Below are 20,279 nucleotides of genomic sequence, written 5' to 3'. Positions count from 1 at the left end.
GAACCCTTATTCAAGAAATAGACTAGAAGAGCATTTAACGGTGAATCTTTAGACAACTTTTCAATGAAGAATAAAATACAAAAATCAGATGTTCAGGAAATTTTTGAATTGAATTCTATTCAAAAGGGATTGTTATATCATTTTCTCAAAGAAACCGATGATAACTTATACAACGTCCAATTGTCCTTTAACATAAAAGGCGACTTCAATAAGGATGTACTGAGAGAAGCAATCAACCATACGCAATTAAATAATGAGGCATTAAGGTCTGTATTTAGATGGGAGAAGGTGAGTAAACCAGTGCAAATAGTGCTCAAAAATTACCACATTGATTTTTCGTATTATGATCTTTTAAAAAATAACGCAAAAGATATTCAGCGATTGGTAGAAGAACATTCCAACAGCGATTGGAGTAAAAGGTTTGATCTAAACGATTTACCGTTCCGGGTTCAATTAATTCAGTTGAATCATCAATCCTTCGTTCTAAACATTACCTATCACCACATTTTGCACGACGGGTGGAGTAATGGCGTTTTGTTGAAAGAGATATTCGGACATTACGAACATTTAATTACTACCAAAAAGCCAGCTTTATATGCAAAACCTGATTACAACACGGTTCAAAGAGCACTTCGTCAAAAAATCGATCCCAATGAACGAGAGCGCTATTGGAAAAACTATTTGGAGAACCATAAAGCATCATCCTTATTCTTAAATAACCATGTTCAACAAATAGACCTTGGACAAACCCAAAGACAACTTTTTACTACTTCAGCCACCAAACTCAAGGCATTTTCCACGCAACACAAAGTCACACAAGCAGCTGTTATTTATGCGGCTTATGGCCTACTGTTACAGAAGTATAATAACTCCTCTGACGTAGTATTTGGCACCACCGTTTCTAATCGTGACAGTGCCATAAAAGGTATGGAGCAAACAATTGGGAATTTTGTTAATACAATCCCCCTTAGGCTTGAAACCTCCGGTGAAAACAGTCTCCTGGAAGTGGTAAATAATGTACACTCTGCTATAATTAGCAGGAGTCAGTATACCGGAACCGCCTATCCTGACATCAAACAATTCCTTGGCATAAAAGCCACTGATGATTTATATGATTCGGTGATAGCGATAGAAAACTATCCTCTCGATGAAGAATCAATCATCAACCATGATCATTTTTATGTTGAATTAAGAGACGTAAGAGAAAACACCAGTACACCATTGGTAATTACCGTCTTCTTTAAGGAAGAATTGGAAATTGAATTGATGTACAAGTCAAACCTGATAAGCGATGAATTTGTAAAATCATTGGCACTCAACTATACATCGATTCTCAATGATATCTTAGATGATTGCAGCAAAAAAGTAGGGCAGATTTCCGGAAAATTAGATCAGGTCGATCTACGACTTTTAGAGGAATTTAATGCGACCGAGTATAATTCGACCTATGAAAATACGGTAGTAGAATTATTCGAAGAACAGGCTCAAAAACTTCCCGAAAACCTGGCATTGGAATGCGGTGAAGAAATGCTCACCTATGGACAACTTAGTGCCCTTTCTGATCACATCGCTTCATACTTACAGGAAGTGAAGGGGGTAAAAACAGGAGACCTGGTGGGATTGATGCTTGACCGGGAGAAGTATTTGGTGCCTTTTATTTTAGGAGTTTTAAAAGCCGGTGGCGCATATGTTCCAATTGATCCCAGCTATCCTGAAAATCGAGTAAAGGCTATCTTAAATAACTCAAGTTTAAAGGTTTTGATAACGAGGGCAAGGTATCAGGAAGTATTTGCCACTGGCGCTGTTATACTCGATCTGGATACATGTCTGGAGGATATCATTAAGTTCCCTGTTGAACCTGTAGCTAAAAAGTTGGATAGCAAAAATCTGGCTTATGTATTATATACTTCAGGTTCCACTGGTACCCCAAAAGGGGTTATGATCGAACACCGATCGTTGGCGAATTACATTACGTGGGCCGCGGGAAATTACGTTAAAAATGAAAAGACTACTTTCCCGTTATATACTTCAATTTCCTTTGACCTGACCATTACATCGATTTTCACTCCTCTGATTACCGGTAATAAAATCATGGTCTACGAGGAAAATGAATCGAACTTCATAGAAAAAATTATCAATAGTGAGGACGTTGATGTCATAAAACTCACTCCCTCACATTTAAAAATCGTCAATGATGGTTTAGACCCGGACTCCCTGGCTGGAAAAAGGACTAAGAAGCTTATCGTCGGAGGCGAAGCATTTCCTACACAACTGGCAAGGGATATCTACCAAAAATTCGGAGGAAATGTAGAAATATTCAATGAGTATGGCCCCACCGAGGCGACAGTGGGGTGCATGATTCATAAATTTGATCCGACGGAAACGACAACATCAGTTTCTATTGGTCATCCCATCAACAATACGCAGATTTATTTGTTGAATGAATCCCTGGAACATGTTCCGACAGGAATGATCGGAGAATTATTTATTGCTGGTGACAACCTGGCACGAGGGTACGTTGGGGGAGAAGAACTTACAAATCAGCATTTTATTGAGAATCCTTTCATCAAGGGTGAAAAAATGTATAGAACTGGAGATGTTGCAATAAGATGTTTTAACGGTGAGATTGTATTTAAAGGAAGGAAGGACGATCAGGTAAAAGTTAACGGGCATAGGGTCGAATTAGGAGAAATAGAAAAACATCTTCTATCACATGGTGCTATAAAAGAAGCCGTAGTTACCATCAGAGAAGAGGATGAAAATTCGCACGCTGTGGCCTATTATGTGGCATCAGACCGAATAGAAAATGATGAGATAAAAAGCCATCTCTCCGAGAGTTTACCTCAATACATGGTACCTCATTATTATATGCATTTGGATCAAATGCCCCTTAACTCCCATGGTAAACTCGATAAAAAAGCGTTACCCCAACCCGAAATAGAGATAGAAGAGGAAAGGGTAACATCAGTCAATAGTACTGAAGAAAAACTTGTTGGGATTTGGTCTGAGGTTTTGAAATTGGATGGCAACAAATTAAGCGTAACCAAAAGCTTTTTGGATCTTGGAGGTCATTCTCTAAAGATCGTTTTGATGTTGAACAGGGTGCTGAAAGAATTTGATGTGCTGGTTCCGATCAACGATTTCTTTAATTATCAGACGATAAGAGATCTGGGAATTTATATCCAATCCAAGGAGACCAAAAAGTATGCTGCTATTGAAAGAGCGGCATCAGCGGAGTATTATAAATTATCCTCGGCACAGAAACGATTGTACTTCCTCTACGAAATTGATAAACCTTCAATTGCTTATAATGGAGGAACTTCTGTCCTGATGGAGGGTGATTTGAATAAAGAAAAAATCAATCATGCCTTTCAGCAACTTATTGCTCGTCATGACATCTTACGTACATCGTTTCTAACGATAAATGGAGAACCTGTACAACGAATATCACCACAGGTTGATTTCGAGATTGAGCACCTTTCTGCCATCGAAGATAGCGTCCAGGATTCGTTAGAAGGTTTTGTAAGACCATTTGATTTGGGGGAGGCACCTTTAATGCGGGTAGGTCTAATAGAAACATCGCCTGAAAAGCACATTTTGACAGTAGATGTACATCATATCATCGGTGATGGTGTTTCACAACAGATTCTCATTAAGGAGTTTATGGACATCTATAATGAGAAGAAACTCCCTGAACTACCGTTACAATTTAAAGATTATGCAGAATGGCAGCAAAGTGAAAATCAAGAGAAGGAAATAGCCAAACAAAAAGAGTTTTGGCTCAACGAGTTTTCAGGAGACATTCCTGCAATTGAATTGCTTACGGATTATACCAGACCTTTGGTGAAAAGTTATGAAGGAAACTCAATCAGTTTTGATTTTAGTAAAGAAGAAACGATCAAGCTGAGATCGGTAGCAGAAAGAGAAGGTGTCACCATGTTTACCCTCCTGTTTGCTTTTTACAATATCTTATTATCTAAAATCTCCAATCAAGACGATATTGTTGTAGGTGTGCCGGTTTCGGGAAGATCACATCCTGACCTGGAGCATATGGTTGGTTTTATTATCAATGTGCTTCCATTGCGAAGCCGTTTTCAAGCAGACCTGGCCTTTAAAGAGTTTTTGTCTTCAGTAGGAGCAAAAGTGCTAACATATTTTGATAATCAAGCCTACCCTTATGAAGAGCTCATTGACGCATTAAATGTAAAACGGGATAAAGGTCGTAATCCTTTATTCGATGTGATGTTTGTGTTCCAAAACGTGGAAGAGTCCGCGTTGAAGATTCCCGGAATAAAGCTGGAACCACTTCGTGAAACACGCACAACATCAAAATTCGACATGAGCCTGTCTGCATTTGAGGATGTAAATCAAATCTCGTTCAGACTGGAATATTCTGCTAAATTGTTTAAACCGGAGACGATAAAAAGGTTTAAATCATATTTCAGGAAAATCATGTTGACTGTTATTTCAGATGATAATGTCAGAATAGCAGATATCAATGTTCTGGGTGAATCTGAAAAACACGAACTCCTACATCAGTTTAATGATACACAGGTCAGTCCCCCACAAGAAAAGAGCGTGATTTCCTTGTTTGAAAAGCAGGCGAAACAAGCATCCAATAAGATAGCCTTAGAATTCAACGATGATCAAATTACCTATCACGAGTTGAATGAAAGGGCCAATCAATTGGCGCATTATTTAGTGCGCAGAGGAGTGAAAGAAGGGAGTATCGTCGGGCTAATGTTGGAGCGGTCCTTCGATATGATCATTGCGATGGTCGGTATTCTGAAAGCTGGAGGTACTTACTTACCATTAGATGGTACACATCCTGAGGAACGAGTAAGACACATCTTAAATGAAAGCAGCGCTCGGTTACTATTGACTGAGCCAAAGCATGTTGATGTATATGAAAAATACATAGATATTGTTGAAATGGGTGATGAGCAGTTACCCACCATGCCTAAGGAAAACTTACCCATAAAAGAGTCCCTTTTAAATCTAGTTTACATCATTTATACCTCAGGGTCTACCGGAAAACCTAAAGGGGTAATGGTAAGACATCAGGGTCTGGTAAATCTTGTCACATCGATGCAACAGCAGCTGGACATTGGAGAGGAAGAGAAGATACTTCAGTTTTCAACGATCAGTTTTGACGCTTCAATGGAACAAATTTGGATGGCATTATGCAGTGGTTCTGTTCTCGTGTTAATTAACAAACAGACCATTGCTGATAATGGTGAATTTAATCGCTACATCACTGAAAAAAGAATCACTTACCTTCATACTACTCCATCCTATTTAGAAAGCATTGAGTTGCACAAGCCAAATAGCCTTAAGCGAATAATCACTGCCGGAGAGGAGTGTGGGGTACAGCTGGCCAACAGGCTGAGTAAAGATTATAAGTTTTACAACAAATACGGACTAACTGAAACCACGGTCAGTTCAACACTTGGCCAGGTAACGGAAAGTGAGGCGAACAAACAACACGTTTCCATTGGAAAACCCATCAAAAATACGTGGCTCTATGTCTTGGACGACCAATTGAAATTGTTGCCTAAAGGAGTAAAAGGAGAGCTATACATCAGTGGAGAAGGTTTGGCCAGCGGTTATGTAAATGATCAAAAACTCACAGATGAAAAGTTTATCGACAACCCGTTTGTCAAAGGTCGTAAAATGTATGCTACCGGAGATTATGCAAAATGGCGACCTGAAGGAAACATTGAATTTGTAGGTAGATACGATGATCTGGTTAAAATAAATGGCTTTCGCATAGGACTGCAGGAGATTGCCAATCAATTGAGCACTCATGAGGACATCCAGGAAGCTGTTGTACTGAAAAAGGAAAAAAATGGAGATAATTTTTTGGTGGCGTACTATGTATCATCAAAAAAACTTGAGCCCACTGTACTCAGAGGATACCTAAAGGATAGTTTGCCGGAGTATATGGTTCCCGCATTTTATGTTTCTTTAGAAAAAATGCCCTGGAATTCCAATGGAAAATTGGATAAATCCGCTCTTGCTGGTATGGCAATTAGTGAGACGATAAAACATACTTTGCCGATAAACGAAACTCAAAAAGTCCTTGTGGAAATATGGTCAGACATATTGGCCATAGAAGTGAAAAATATTGGTGTTGATACGAACTTCTACGACTTGGGTGGGAATTCCTTGAAGCTCATTCGAATGACCAATAAAGTTGAAAAGCACTTTAATGTTTCTATACCGCTAGCTAAGATGTTTGAATTTCCTTCTATTTCGGGAATAGCAAGTTATTTAGATAAAAAGGAAGAATCAGAATCTTCTGATGATATCGATGCTGATGTAGAGAGCGGATTGGAGCAAATGAGTGAAACAGTCAATCTCCTAAATAACTTTTAATCTGGCATTGTCACCTTTTCAGCTTGGCGGTTTTGAAGGTAGGATAAGCTCATCAACTCAGGGCTTTACGTCATAAAATTTTTGATAGAGGTGGTTACGTCACTAAATCAGGAAATCAAAATTTACTCAATTGCTTCCCTGGTATAATGAGAATAAAAATGGATAGCAGGAATCTGGAATCAATCCCAGACCTTCTCATGGCCAAATGTGGCTGTTAGATCTATCATGACCATTCAGGGTTTATTCATAAAACAATTTGAGGTACCACCGACTAAGCTGGAACCCAATCATTTCATGTCCTTGACCAGTTCAAGGAAATTTTCGATTGCATAACAAAATAGAAATGGAGAAATATACAGGTCTGGAAATTGCTGTAATTGGTATGGCCGGAAGGTTTCCGAAAGCTGAGAATATAGAACAGTATTGGGATAACTTAAAGAATGGGAGAGATTGTATCAGCAAGTTCAGTACTGAAGAAATTTTAGAAGAGGGAGAAAGTGCGGATGCAATCAAGAATGCAGCATATGTTAAAGCAGGTGCATATTTAGAAAGTAAAGCGTATTTCGATTCTGATTTTTTTGGTTACAGACCTGATGAGGCGGAATTGATGGATCCGCAGATCAGAATATTTCATGAGTGTTGCTGGCAAGCGTTGGAAGATAGTGGTTACAGCAGCCCCAATGATAAAAATATAGTTGGCTTATTCGCAGCTGGATCTCCCAATGTTAATTGGGAATTGCATTCCTATAGTAAAAACAGAGAAGGCCTGGTTAATGATTTTTCGGCCCATCATTTAAGGAATATCACTTTTTTAAGTTCATTGATCTCTTACAAATTGAATTTAAAAGGTCCTTCAATTTTTATCCAGACTGCATGCTCATCATCCCTGGTTTCCATTCACAAGGCATGCAGTAGCTTGTTATTAGGGGAGTGTACCATGGCTTTGGCAGGTGGAGTCACCATACATAACTTTTCAAAGAAGGGATACATACATCAGGTGGGCATGATCCAGTCTAAAGATGGGAAATGCCGTCCATTCGACGCTAGTTCCAGCGGTACGGTCGGAGGTGAAGGAGTTGGTGTAGTCGTATTGAAAAAACTGAAAGACGCAATCCGGGATCGTGATCATATTCATGCCGTTATTAAAGGAACGGGGATCAATAATGATGGTCATGATAAAGTTGGATATACTGCTCCTAGTGTCAAAGGTCAAAGTGTAGCCATAAAAAGGGCGCATAAGATGGCTCGTGTATCCTCAGATAGCATTAGTTACGTAGAGGCCCACGGAACAGCTACCGAGCTAGGAGATCCCATTGAAATTGAAGCCTTGAATGAAGCCTTTGGTAAAAGCAGTTCAAAATATTGTGCCATCGGCTCGGTGAAGTCAAATATTGGTCATTTGGATAGCGCAGCAGGTGTGGCCGGTTTTATCAAAACGATATTGGCTATTAAAAATAAGCAGATCCCTGCGAGTTTGTACTTCAAAGAACCCAATCCAAAAATCAATTTCACTGACGGGCCTTTCTTCGTCAATCATACCTTAAAAGATTGGTCAAATAATTCAGGGCCCCTAAGGGCAGGTGTCAGTTCCTTTGGCATCGGAGGTACCAATGCACATGTTGTTTTGGAAGAACCTCCGGTTATGGAACCATCCACGCCAGCCAGGGATTATCATCTGATTTTGCTTTCGGCAAAGACCCAAAGCAGCCTTGAGAGGAATGTAAGTCAGTTTACAGCACACCTAAAAAATAATACTGATTCCGAAGTACAGGATATAGCCTATACACTGCAAAAGGGGAGATTTCATTTCAAGCACAGAAAAATGCTTGTTTGTGAGAATCGAAATGATGCAATCAACATTTTATCTGACAGTCAATCCATTGAGCAGCGGACTCTAGATACACAGGAGGACCTGCAAAATGTGGTATTCATGTTTTCTGGTCAGGGTTCTCAGTATGTGGACATGTGCAAGGGCCTGTACCTGAAAGAAAAAGTATTTAGGGACAAAGTGGAGGAGTGTTTAGAAATTGCTCACCTGTATTTCGAAGGGAACCTCCGTTCTGTTCTATTCGCCGATCAAGGAGATGATTCAGGAGCCACCTCTAACATTAACGATACCCAATACGCACAACCCTTACTATTCATCATTGAATACTCAATGGCCCACCTGTTGATGAAGTGGGGAGTTAGACCTGATTATATGATAGGTCACAGTATTGGAGAGTATGTCGCAGCATGTGTAAGTGGTGTATTTACCCTTCATGAAGCTTTGCGACTGGTAGTTCGAAGAGGAGAACTCATGAGCAAAGCTAAGAGAGGCAGTATGCTAAGCATCAATGCCAGTGAGGAGCAGATAAAACCACTGTTGGATGAAACTGAAAATATAGATTTGGCGGTCATCAACAGCGGCACTTCTCTAGTTGTCTCAGGAGAAAAAACCGATCTGGATAAATTTGAAGAACAAGTTTTGAGCCAGGGTTATACCTGCAAAAAGCTGCATACTTCACATGCATTTCATTCTTATATGATGGATGAAATATTGGATGAATTCGAGCAGGAGCTGTCGATGGTTGAAATCAATGAAACAGCAATACCCTGTATTTCCAATATCAATGGTGAAATCATAACCTATGAGGAGATAAGAAAACCTTCTTATTGGAGTCGACACCTTCGAAGTACAGTACATTTTTTAAAGGGGATAGAAACTTTAAAGCAAAAAGGCAGGGCTGTTTTCATTGAGTTAGGTCCGGGAAGAAGCTTATCCAATTATGTGGAAGATGCCATATCATCAAGCGAAGCATATCATGTAGTAAACACGGTCAGGCAACCCAGGCAAAAGGTCAATGATCAGAAATATCTGATTGAGAAAGTAGGGCGGTTGTGGTTGAATGGAATTAAGATTGACTGGGATAATTATTACATAGATGAAAAGAGGAGGAGGCTTGCGCTTCCAGCTTATTCTTTTGAGAAGAATTCCTATACCGCCAACGTGGATGCCAAGAAATTACTGACAGGTAATGGGCATGAAACACATCAAACACCTAACCATAGAAATGATGATTACATCTATACTTCTAGTTGGAAGAGATCTATATCGCCGAATGGAATTGCCATCCCATTAGAGGATGAGTCGTGTATTGTAGTGATCTCGGGAGATGAAAATTTCAGTGAACCTTTAATTCGTGATTTAGCTTCCTCAGGACAAAAAGTTATTGAAGTAAGACCAGGTGAATCATTCGAAAAAACCGAAGACCATGTATTTAAGGTCAATATTTTAGATGCCTCGGACCTTTGGAATCATTTAAGTAAGTCAGAAGGTCTTGTCATAAATAATGTTATTTATTGCGCGGCATTGAGTGAGCTTGCGGAAAGCCACCGCTACGAGGACCTAGAAGAAAATTTCGAGCTAGGTTACATGGGGCTGTCCTATCTGGCAAAGTCAATCACACAGATCCCTCAGACAAAAAAGATCAACCTAACTGTAATAAATAATCATATCGCTGATGTCACGGAAGATGATGAAATAAATCCGCTAAAAGCTACCATTCTTGGTCCGGCCAAAGTAATACCTTCTGAAATACAGGACATTAATTGTAAGGTTATAGATATTCCTTATCCATTTCAGAGCGAAACATCACTAAACGGTTACCTGCCTAAAGTAATCAATGAAATCTTTTACGATTCTAACGCGGCATTCATAGCTTATCGGTATAAAGAAAGATGGGTTCAATCATTCGAGGCATTGCCTGAAAATGAGCAGACAGCATCAGCCATTAAAATAGTTGAAAATGGCACTTACTTAATCACCGGTGGCTTCGGGGGAATGGGCTTCACCATAGCCAAAGATTTGGTAAATCAATACAAGGCACATATACTACTGGTACATCGTTCAAAATTTCCTGAAAGAAAAGAGTGGAATGATTGGTTGTTGAACAACGAAAAAGAAGAACCCACATCCATAAGAATTCGGGAAATATTAGAGATGGAGGAGGCCGGAGGCCAGGTTGACTTGTATCAAGTTGATGTTGCTGAAGAAGACCAGGTACAAAATCTGACAATAAAAATAAAGGAGGAATATCCTAAACTGGATGGCTTGATTTGGGCCGCAGGCGAGATAGATGCCGGGGGAATAATTTTAAATAGAGAAAAGGAAAACTTCACAAAATACACGGCTTCAAAAGTCCAAAGCCTACTGCTGTTTGAAAAATATTTGGGATTCGAATCGCTGGATTTTATCGCATTATTCTCTTCAATAGGAAATGTATTTTACCAATCAAAGTTTGGTGAGGTGGCCTACAATGCCTCAAATGAGTTTTTAGAAAGCTATTCGCTCTTTGCGCAAAAGAAAATGAATGTTCACGCTTTTACCATCAACTGGTGCGATTGGCTGGATGTCGGTATGACCGTGAAAGCAAAGAAGAAACGAGAAGAGACTAAAAATATCCATCAAATCGATGTAGAAACCTCGCAGGGGATTTCCCCCAAAGAAGGTGCTGTGTGCTTCCATAAATGCTTGCAAAGCAAAGTACCGGTGAATATCATTTACAAAGGGGATTTGAATGCAGCGATTAAGACACATGAGAGCAAGTACAAGAAAATTGTAGAATCGCTTACAACTTCATCCGAACCCGTTACAGAGCCAATTGAGGAAGTAAGTCTTGAAAAGACACTGATAGCAATATTTTCACAATTCTTTGGGAAAAAGGGAGTGACCGCCAACGATGATTTTTTTGAACTTGGTGGAGATTCGTTGAAAGGGATGACCTTGGTGGCCCGGATCAATCAAAAAGTGGGTACTCAGCTTTCAATTGGTGACCTGTACAAGCATACCACCATTCGCGAGCTTACGGATAAACTGTCTGATGATATCGGTGAGCAAGTGACGGAGCATGATATTCCTAAGGCTGCTGATCAGGCACATTACGTGCTGTCCTCGGCTCAAAAGCGGATGTATTTTTTACAGACACTTGATGAGCAAAGTACTGCATACAATGAAGTGCATGCACTTAAGCTGTCAGGAAGCATCGATAAGGAAAAGTTGGAAATGACTTTCCAAAAATTGATCCTTCGTCATGAAAGCTTCAGGACTTTCTTCGAAACGCTGGATAAAGAGCCGGTGCAAAAAGTCAAAGATGAAGTGGATTTTAAGGTTGATTATTTTGAACAGGGAACAGATAGTCCCGAAGAGAGTATCAGCAAATTTATCCGCCCCTTTGATTTGAGCATTGCGCCACTGATCCGCGTAGGATTAATGGAGCTATCAGCTGATGAGCATCTATTGGTGCTTGATGCTCACCATATTGTCATGGATGCCGTATCCCAAAGCATCATTATTAATGACTTTATGGCTCTTTACAATGATGAGCCTCTCTCCGAACTGAAGCTGACGTATAAGGATTTTGCAGAATGGAACCATTCGGAAGAGCAGCAGGGAAAACTCGAAAAACAAAAGGAATTTTGGATCAAAGAGTTTTCGAAAGATTTGGAACCGATCGAATTACCAACTGATTTTGAGCGGCCATCTGTCAATAAAAATGAGGGAAATACAGTTGAGTTTAGTTTAGATAGAAATGAGACGACTAGTCTAAAATCACTGGCAGAAGAAGAAGGAGCCACCATGTTTATGGTTATGCTATCTCTTTATAATGTTCTGCTAAGCAAGCTAAGCAACCAGGAAGATATTGTAGTGGGTACTTCGGTCGCCGGTCGCCATCAGCATGCAGACTTAGAGGAGATGGTAGGTATGTTTGTCAGTGCCCTTCCTATGCGCAATTATCCCCAAGGAGAATTAAGTTTCAGGAAATTCCTGGCGTCTGTGAAATCCAGGGTACTTGATGGTCTAGAAAATCAAGATTATCCCTATGAAAAATTGATAGATGCCATCAATGTTGAAAGAGATCTCGGGCGTAACCCGCTATTTGATGTCCTATTTGACTTTCATAATTTTAAAGAACCCGAACTAAAAATACCGAACCTTGAGCTGGCTCCGTTTGATTTCGAACGTGGGTCATCCAGGTTTGACCTCATTTTAACTGCTGTTGAAAGAGATGGGCAAATATTTCTCAGAATGGGATATTCAAGTGTCTTATTCAGAGAGGAATCTGTCATAAAATTTGTTACGTACTTCAAAAATGTTGTAGCGGCCATTATTGAAGATGTTGACATCAAAATTTCAGACATTGAAATACTGGACGATAGAGAACAACAGCACTTATTATACGACTTTAATCAGACCGAAGTAGCCTATAACAAAGAACAAACCGTACTTGCCTTATTTAAAAATCAAGTCAAAGAAAATCCCCATAATAAAGCCATACTATGTGGTGATCAGGAAATTACTTACGAGGCGCTTGACCTGCTATCTGACAACATTGCTCTTTACCTGCAGCATGAGAAAGAAGTCGGAAAGGGTGACCTGGTCGGGGTACAACTTGACAGGAATGAACATTTAGTTCCCTGCATAATTGCTATATTAAAGTTAGGTGCAGCGTACATTCCCATTGATGCTTCCTATCCTGAGGATTATGTCACGACAATCGCACAAGATGCTGGCCTAAAAGTGATGGTAACTAAAGAGCGTTATCAAGAGGTGCCTTGTGCTATTATTTCCGATTTTATAAATCCTGATAAAAGCCCGGAAGCGCTTGTGTCTGATAAGAAATTGCCAGATGTTGAAATCAAGGGTTCAGATTTAGCCTATGTGATATACACTTCAGGTTCTACGGGAAAGCCTAAGGGTGTAATGATCGAACACAGTTCGCTGATGAACTATGTAAGCTGGGCATCGAAATATTATCTCAGTGGAGAAGCGGCAACTTTCGGATTATACACTTCTATTTCATTTGACTTGACCGTCACCTCGATTTTCACTCCGTTGATTACCGGTAATAGCATTGTCATGTACCCGGGAGATGACAATGGCTCACCCGTGGAGGAAATTTTCAGGGATGGACAAGTGGAGATCATGAAACTGACTCCCTCACATTTGAAAATACTGAGAGACTTAGATTTTGAAGTACTCGAATCATCCAAGCTGAGAAAATTGATCGTTGGCGGGGAGGAATTGGAAACACCTTTAGCCAGAGCTATATACGACAGGTTTGATGGTAAAGTAGAGATCTATAACGAATACGGTCCTACAGAGGCTACCGTGGGATGTATGATCCATCGTTTTACACCAGAAGAATCTTTATCTACTGTTCCGATTGGTGGTCCGGTGAATAATACCCAGGTCTATATTTTAGACCAATACCTGCATCCGGTTACAGCAGGGACACAAGGCGACCTTTATGTATCGGGATCAGGCGTAGCCAGGGGCTACCTGTCCAATGAAAAATTGACTGAAGAGCGATTTATGGCTAATCCTTTCATTGAAGGGGCCATCATGTACAAGACCGGGGACATTGCACAAATGAGTGTCGACGGCAACGTACTATACAAAGGACGTACGGACGATCAGGTGAAAGTTCGGGGCCATCGAATAGAATTAAATGAGATAGCTCACCAACTATCAACCTATGATCAAATTGATGAGTCCATAGTCCTTGGCAAAGACAAAGGAGAGGAAGGAGATAAATACCTGGTGGGTTATTATTTATCCGATTCGGAAATACCTGCGGATTCATTGATAAACCACTTATCGGCAAGTTTACCGGAATACATGGTTCCCTCATTCTTTGTACACCTGCGAGAGTGGCCCCTCACGACCAATGGTAAATTAGATAAGAAATCTTTGCCTGATCCTGAGCAAATTGACCAGGAGGACTTTGAGCCTCCGGTGACTCCTGAAGAGAAAATCGTGGCGAAAGCATGGTCAGAGGTGCTGTCCGTCGATCCGGTAAGTATTAACGACACCTTCTTTTCTTTAGGAGGAGACTCTATAAAATCAATCCTGATAAATTCACGAATACGTCGAGCAGGATATGAGATGTCTGTGAAAGACCTTTTCACGGATCAAACAGTGAAAAAGCTGTCTAAAAAATTGAAACCCCTGACTTCTGTAATCGATCAATCGGAAGTTAAAGGCAGCTCCTCTCTAACCCCAATTCAGCAATGGTTTTTTACCAGATCACTGGAGCATAAGCATCATTATAACCAGTCAGTGATGTTGCATTTTGCAGAGGGGATATCAGAAGAAAATGTGAACAGCATTTTCCAATTGATTCAAAAGCATCATGATTCACTCAGAATGGTGTTTAGAGAAGAAAAAGATATCCTCGTTCAGGAGAATCTGGGTGCAGATGTACCCCTTTCGATGGAGGCGCATGACCTCAAAGCGTCTGAGGACATTTCCACATCCCTATTAAACATTTGCCATAAAATAGAATCCAGCATTAACCTGGAAGAAGGTCCTTTGATGAAGATAGGCCTGTTTCAAATGGCCGAAGGTAGTCGTCTGTTTATCACTATTCATCACTTAATAGTTGACGGAGTATCCTGGCGCATTTTATTAGAGGATATTGAAAGCTTATATCAGAAGATCTCGCGAAAGGAGCCACTCACGTTGCCCAAGAAAACCAGTTCCTTTTTGTCATGGTCGGAACAGCTTTCAATATATATGAAGACGGATGCTTTTTATGAAGCAAAAGCATTTTGGAACGACTTTGAATCCCTGAAGGTTGAGCCGTTGCTCAGGGATAATGAGCATGGAACGAATACTGGAAAACATCGAAAATTCGCTTCGTTTACCCTTGATCAAAAACAAACCGCCGAACTATTAACCAACGTGCACCAATCGTTTGGGACACAGATCAATGATCTTCTATTGGCTGCTTTACTGTTAAGCGTAGAACGTCAATATGGAAACAAGACCATTCAGGTAGATCTGGAGAATCACGGGAGGAAGGAGATACCCAATGTTGATTTTAGTCGCACCGTAGGTTGGTTTACAGTTATTTATCCTGTGATATTGGGGAAAGTAGATGGTGATTTATCTCATTTGATTAAAAGTGTAAAAGAAGGATTGAGAAATATTCCAAATGATGGTTTTGATTACCCCCTCACGAAACACTTTGTTTCTGACTTTAGGGCAATAGAGGAGAATAGCCAGTCAGGTTCGCAAGTACTGTTCAATTACCTGGGGCAGTTTGATAGTGATACGGAGAACCGATCTTATTCAATAATCCGAGAGGAGAAAAGAAAAAATGCTTCGAACACTGAAGTATTAAGTGACTATGACTGGGACATATCCGGGAGTGTGATATCCGGAAAATTAGGAATGACCCTGGCTTATAGCTCGGAGCAGTATTCGGAAGCAAGTATAACGGCTTTTGTTAATAGCTATAAAGAAAAGCTGGAAGAGATCATTGCGTATTGTGGTACTTATGACAAGCAGGAATTGACTCAGTCCGATTTGACTTATAAAGGAATAAGCAATACTGAGTTTCAGAACCTTCAACGACGATATGATTTCTCGGACATTTATCCGCTATCGCCTATGCAGGAAGGAATTCTGTTCCATTCTGTTCTTGATACGGAGGAGGGATATTATTTTGGACAAACAACCGGTACCATAAAAGGCAAACTGGATGTGGGAATCATGGAAAGAAGTATGAATTTCCTGATTTCGAGATATGATATTTTAAGGACAGTATTTCTGCACAAAAATTATGATCGACCCATTCAGGTTGTATTAAAAGAGCAGAAGATAGACTTTACCTATGCAGACATAAGCAACGATATTAAAGAAAGATCAGAGGAAGAAGTGATTGCCAAATACAGGCAAAAAGATAAAAACAGAAAATTTGATCTTAGTAATGATGTTTTGATGCGTTTGACCGTGATGAAGGTAGCTGAGGACGAATTTTCACTCATATGGAGTCATCATCACATATTAATGGATCGCTGGTGCATCGGCATTATTATCAATGAGTTTTTTACGATTTATTTAAGTTATGTCGAAGACAAGGAGATAACTCTACCCAGGTCTAATCCATATGCTGGTTATATTAAATGGCTCCAGGAAAGAAATCAAGAAGCATCTGCTGAATATTGGAGTAACTATTTAGCTTCTTATGAAAGTGTGTCGGTATTACCTCAAAAGGAAACGACATCTGTTGAGGCATTACCCTACCTCCATAAAACCAGGCAACTTGTCTTGAGTCAAGAACAAACAAGTTTGTTTCACAAAGTCGCTCAGGGTTATGGCATTACCGCGAATACTTTATTTCAATTTGCGTGGGGGTACCTTCTAACAAAATACAATAATGTTAACGACATTGTTTTCGGTACAGTAGTATCAGGTAGGCCGGCAGAAATTGAGGGTATTGAAAATATGGTAGGCCTATTCATCAATACCATACCGGTTAGGATAAAATATGATCCAAACTCCAAGATAGGAGACTTGCTAAAAGACATGCAAGAGCATGCGTTAGAAGGAGAGGGACATCACTATCATCCTCTGTCAGAAATACAATCTTTAAGTGGACTGGGGAGGAATTTATTCAATCATATCATCACCTTTGAGAACATACCTATTTCCCAGGAAATTAATGTTTCGGGTAAAAAAATCAGTAATCCGTTTGAAATAAGTAATTCAACCTATTCAGTTCAGACCAATTATGATTTCAATCTGACAGTCACTCCGACTGATCAATTTGAAGTAAAATTCACTTATAATGGAAATGTATTTGAAGATGAGTTGGTGAATTATGTTTCTGCGCATTTAAAGAACATTATTTATTCGATCATCCGGAATCCGGATACGTTAGTGAAAAATGTTTCCTTGTACGATGATCAAGAGTATGTCTCAATAAGGGAAAATTTCTCTAAGGATCTTAATAATGCGTTTGATATCGCTCCTATTCAAAAAAGGTTGAGCGATAGCTTTCAAAAGTACAGTGAGAATTGTGCGATAGAGTATAATGGAAGATCATTCACCTATGCACAAATTGAAAACGAAGTAAACAAGGTCTCCAATGCAATTCTTGATTACAATATAGTAGAACATACCAATATCGGTCTTCTACTTGAAGACCGTCATTGGCTGATTTCTTCCATGTTGGGTATTCTTAAATCAAGGATGTCATTTGTACCATTAGAGGTCTTGATGCCTATGGAGAGATTATCTTCAATGGTTGACCATACAGGAACCAAATACATTATTACAGATCAGAAGCCTGAGCAATATGAACAACTGGATTCATTAAATGATGGCATTACATGGATAACCATTGATGAAATTGAAAAACAGAATGAAAAACCTGTTCAGCATAAAAATAACTACCAACTGGATGACCCCATTTATATCTACTTTACATCCGGTAGCACCGGCACTCCCAAAGGAATACTTGGTCAAAATCAAGGGTTGGTACATTTTGTTGATTGGTACCTAATTGAGTTTGAGGGAGTTGAACAAGCTAGATTCAGTCAATTCAGCAATCCGGGGTTTGATGCCATTCTAAAAGATATATTCGTTCCTCTGTGTTCAGGAGGAACCGTCTGTATTCCGGATGAATCTGTAGTAGCTAATTCCCGAAAATTAAAGGAATGGATATCCTCCGAGCGGATAAACATCATACATTGTGTCCCGAGTTTCTTTAAGCTGATTCAACAGGGAGGGATAGAGAAAAATATATTTAGTGATCTGAATTATTTGTTTCTATCAGGAGAAAAGATACATCTATCCGAATTGAAGCATTGGTATGAAATTTTTGGAGACCGTGTTCAACTAGTTAATTTATATGGGGCAACAGAAACCACTATAATCAAATCCTTTCATCTAATTCAGCCGGAAGATATTACTAAAGAGCACGCTGCTGTTGAAGCCACAATGGGCGCACAAATGATGCTTTTGGACAATACGTTGCTGAATCCGTGTCCCCATGGAGCTATTGGAGAAGTTTATGTCAGAACCCCGTACAGAACGCTAGGGTATCTCGACCAGGAGAAAACCAAAGCGTCATTTCTCCCTAATCCTTTTTCAAAGGACACAGATGACCTGATTTATAGGACCGGGGACCTTGGCAGGATCAATGATAACGGCGAATTCGAGATTTTAGGTAGAATAGATAATCAGGTAAAAATCAACGGAGTTCGTATTGAATTAGATGATATAAAAGAAAATATCTTGAAGCATCCTGCTATAAAGGAGGCAGTAGTTTCCACGATAGAAGATATAGATGGAGAAAAGATTTTATGTGGGTACTTTGTAAGTGATGAGTCCGTCGATTTAGATGAATTAAGGCTATTCCTAAATGGCAATCTGCCATATAGCATGATCCCACCTCACTTTATTCAACTGGATAAAATTCCTTTATCACCGAATGGCAAAACGGATAGAAAAGCGTTGCCAAGACCAGATTTTAGTGCTACGGAAGGTGGTCTGTCACCTGTAAATGAATCAGAAAGCAAACTGGTGAGTATATGGGCTGATGTCCTGAAATTGGAGAAAAATCAGATTGGTACTGATCGTAGCTTTTTTGAAATAGGAGGGCATTCGATCAAAATATTTCATTTGATCAATAGAATTTATGAGGAATTTTCTGTCAGACTTAACATGATAGATATTTTTCAGAATACTTCGATCATTGAAATGTCGAATCTTATTTTAGAACATAAACAAAAAGATGGTACACAAATTTCCAAAGTAGAGAAAAAAGAATTCTATCCTGCGTCTCCGGCCCAGGAGCGGATGTATTATCAACATTTGCTGCATAATGAAAATACGTCTTTTAATATTTCGATGCCAGTGGAAATTAAAGGAGAAATAGATGAAGATACGTTGAATGCTTCCTTTCAGAAATTAGTTAACCGGCATGATAATTTAAGAACTAGTTTCATTCTGTTAGATGAAGGGGTCATCCAAAAAGTAAATCAGGATTTCACTTTTAATCTGGAAATTATTGATGGAAACAAATTCAATTCAGTTGAAGAAGCATTCAAACATTTCATAAGACCATTTGATCTATCTGGAAAATCCATGATGCGATGTGGTTTATTGAAAAGTAAAGACGGTAATTTCCTGTTCGTTGATATACACCACATTATTTCGGATCGCATTTCTCTCAACGTATTGATTAACGATTTCAAGAATTTCTATTTCGGAGAAAAAATCACCCCGTTAGAATTCCAGTATAAAGATTATGCCAATTGGATCAATAGCATTAAAGGAAAGCTAAGTCAACAGAAAGATTTTTGGAAGCAAAAGCTGTCGGGTGAAATCGTAAGAACTGATCTGCCTACGATACAAAGCCGGAATATTGCGAATACCCAATTAGTGGATTATAAGCAGTTTGATATTACCGATCAATTTCTTAGGGACATTAAAAAATTTGCGGTTAAAACCAATGTCTCGGATTTTATGGTTTTTCTGTCAGCTTACTATATTCTTCTACACAAGATGTCTGGAAATTCAGATATTATCATTGGGACCGAGGCACATGGAAGAACCCAGACTGCATGGAAGGATATTGTAGGGACCTTTGTTAACGTGATACCATTGAGGATCAGTGTCGACCCTGAGAATTTTTATTTTGACTTTTTAAGTGAGGTCAAAGACTGTGTTCTCCAGGCTTTCGATAATCAGGATATTCAATTTGACCAGATGGTAGGTATGGTCAATGAAAGTCATGCAGAGCTGTCAAGAAACCCCATTTTTGATCATTATTTTTCCTTTTCGAATGCAATCGATCATACGGAAGAGCTCGGTAAGTTGAAATTCGTTCCTTTCAGTGTGGGGAAACAAATAAAGGGTGAGTATGAATTCGTCATAAAAGTTGATGAAATAGATGAAAAGATCAATGTGGCTTTTGTCTATAGTAGTGAATTGTATGATGATGAAAACATTGAATTGCTTATGGGGTATTACCGGAACATACTCCATGTAATTTCAAATGACCCTCAACAAGTCATTGAAGAAATTGAATTAGAAGAAGACTTTCAAGATCAGACCATATAGCCTC

At 39.4% G+C, this 20,279-nt stretch carries 2 protein-coding genes; both read left to right on the top strand.

The genetic code is table 11. The annotated features are described in order from the left end of the window. The first annotated feature begins 63 nt into the window (after positions 1-63). The gene (locus R8G66_19555; GenBank protein ID MDW3194584.1) at positions 64-6,378 is read left to right on the top strand and encodes an amino acid adenylation domain-containing protein; all 6,315 of its coding nucleotides are present in this window, start codon (positions 64-66) and stop codon (positions 6,376-6,378) included. 343 nt (positions 6,379-6,721) lie between these two features. Continuing rightward, positions 6,722-20,275: an amino acid adenylation domain-containing protein gene (locus R8G66_19550; GenBank protein ID MDW3194583.1), complete on the top strand. Its 13,554-nt coding sequence runs from the start codon at positions 6,722-6,724 to the stop codon at positions 20,273-20,275. The last annotated feature ends 4 nt before the right edge of the window (positions 20,276-20,279 follow it).

Source organism: Cytophagales bacterium (assembly GCA_033344775.1).
Taxonomy (GTDB): domain Bacteria; phylum Bacteroidota; class Bacteroidia; order Cytophagales; family Cyclobacteriaceae; genus JAWPMT01.
This window is presented reverse-complemented; position numbering and strand designations above follow the sequence as displayed.

What these genes read in the sequence shown, in the direction of transcription:
- R8G66_19555 (MDW3194584.1), top strand. Translation starts at nt 64, where the DNA reads ATGAAGAATAAAATACAAAAATCAGATGTTCAGGAAATTTTTGAATTG.
- R8G66_19550 (MDW3194583.1), top strand. Translation starts at nt 6,722, where the DNA reads ATGGAGAAATATACAGGTCTGGAAATTGCTGTAATTGGTATGGCCGGA.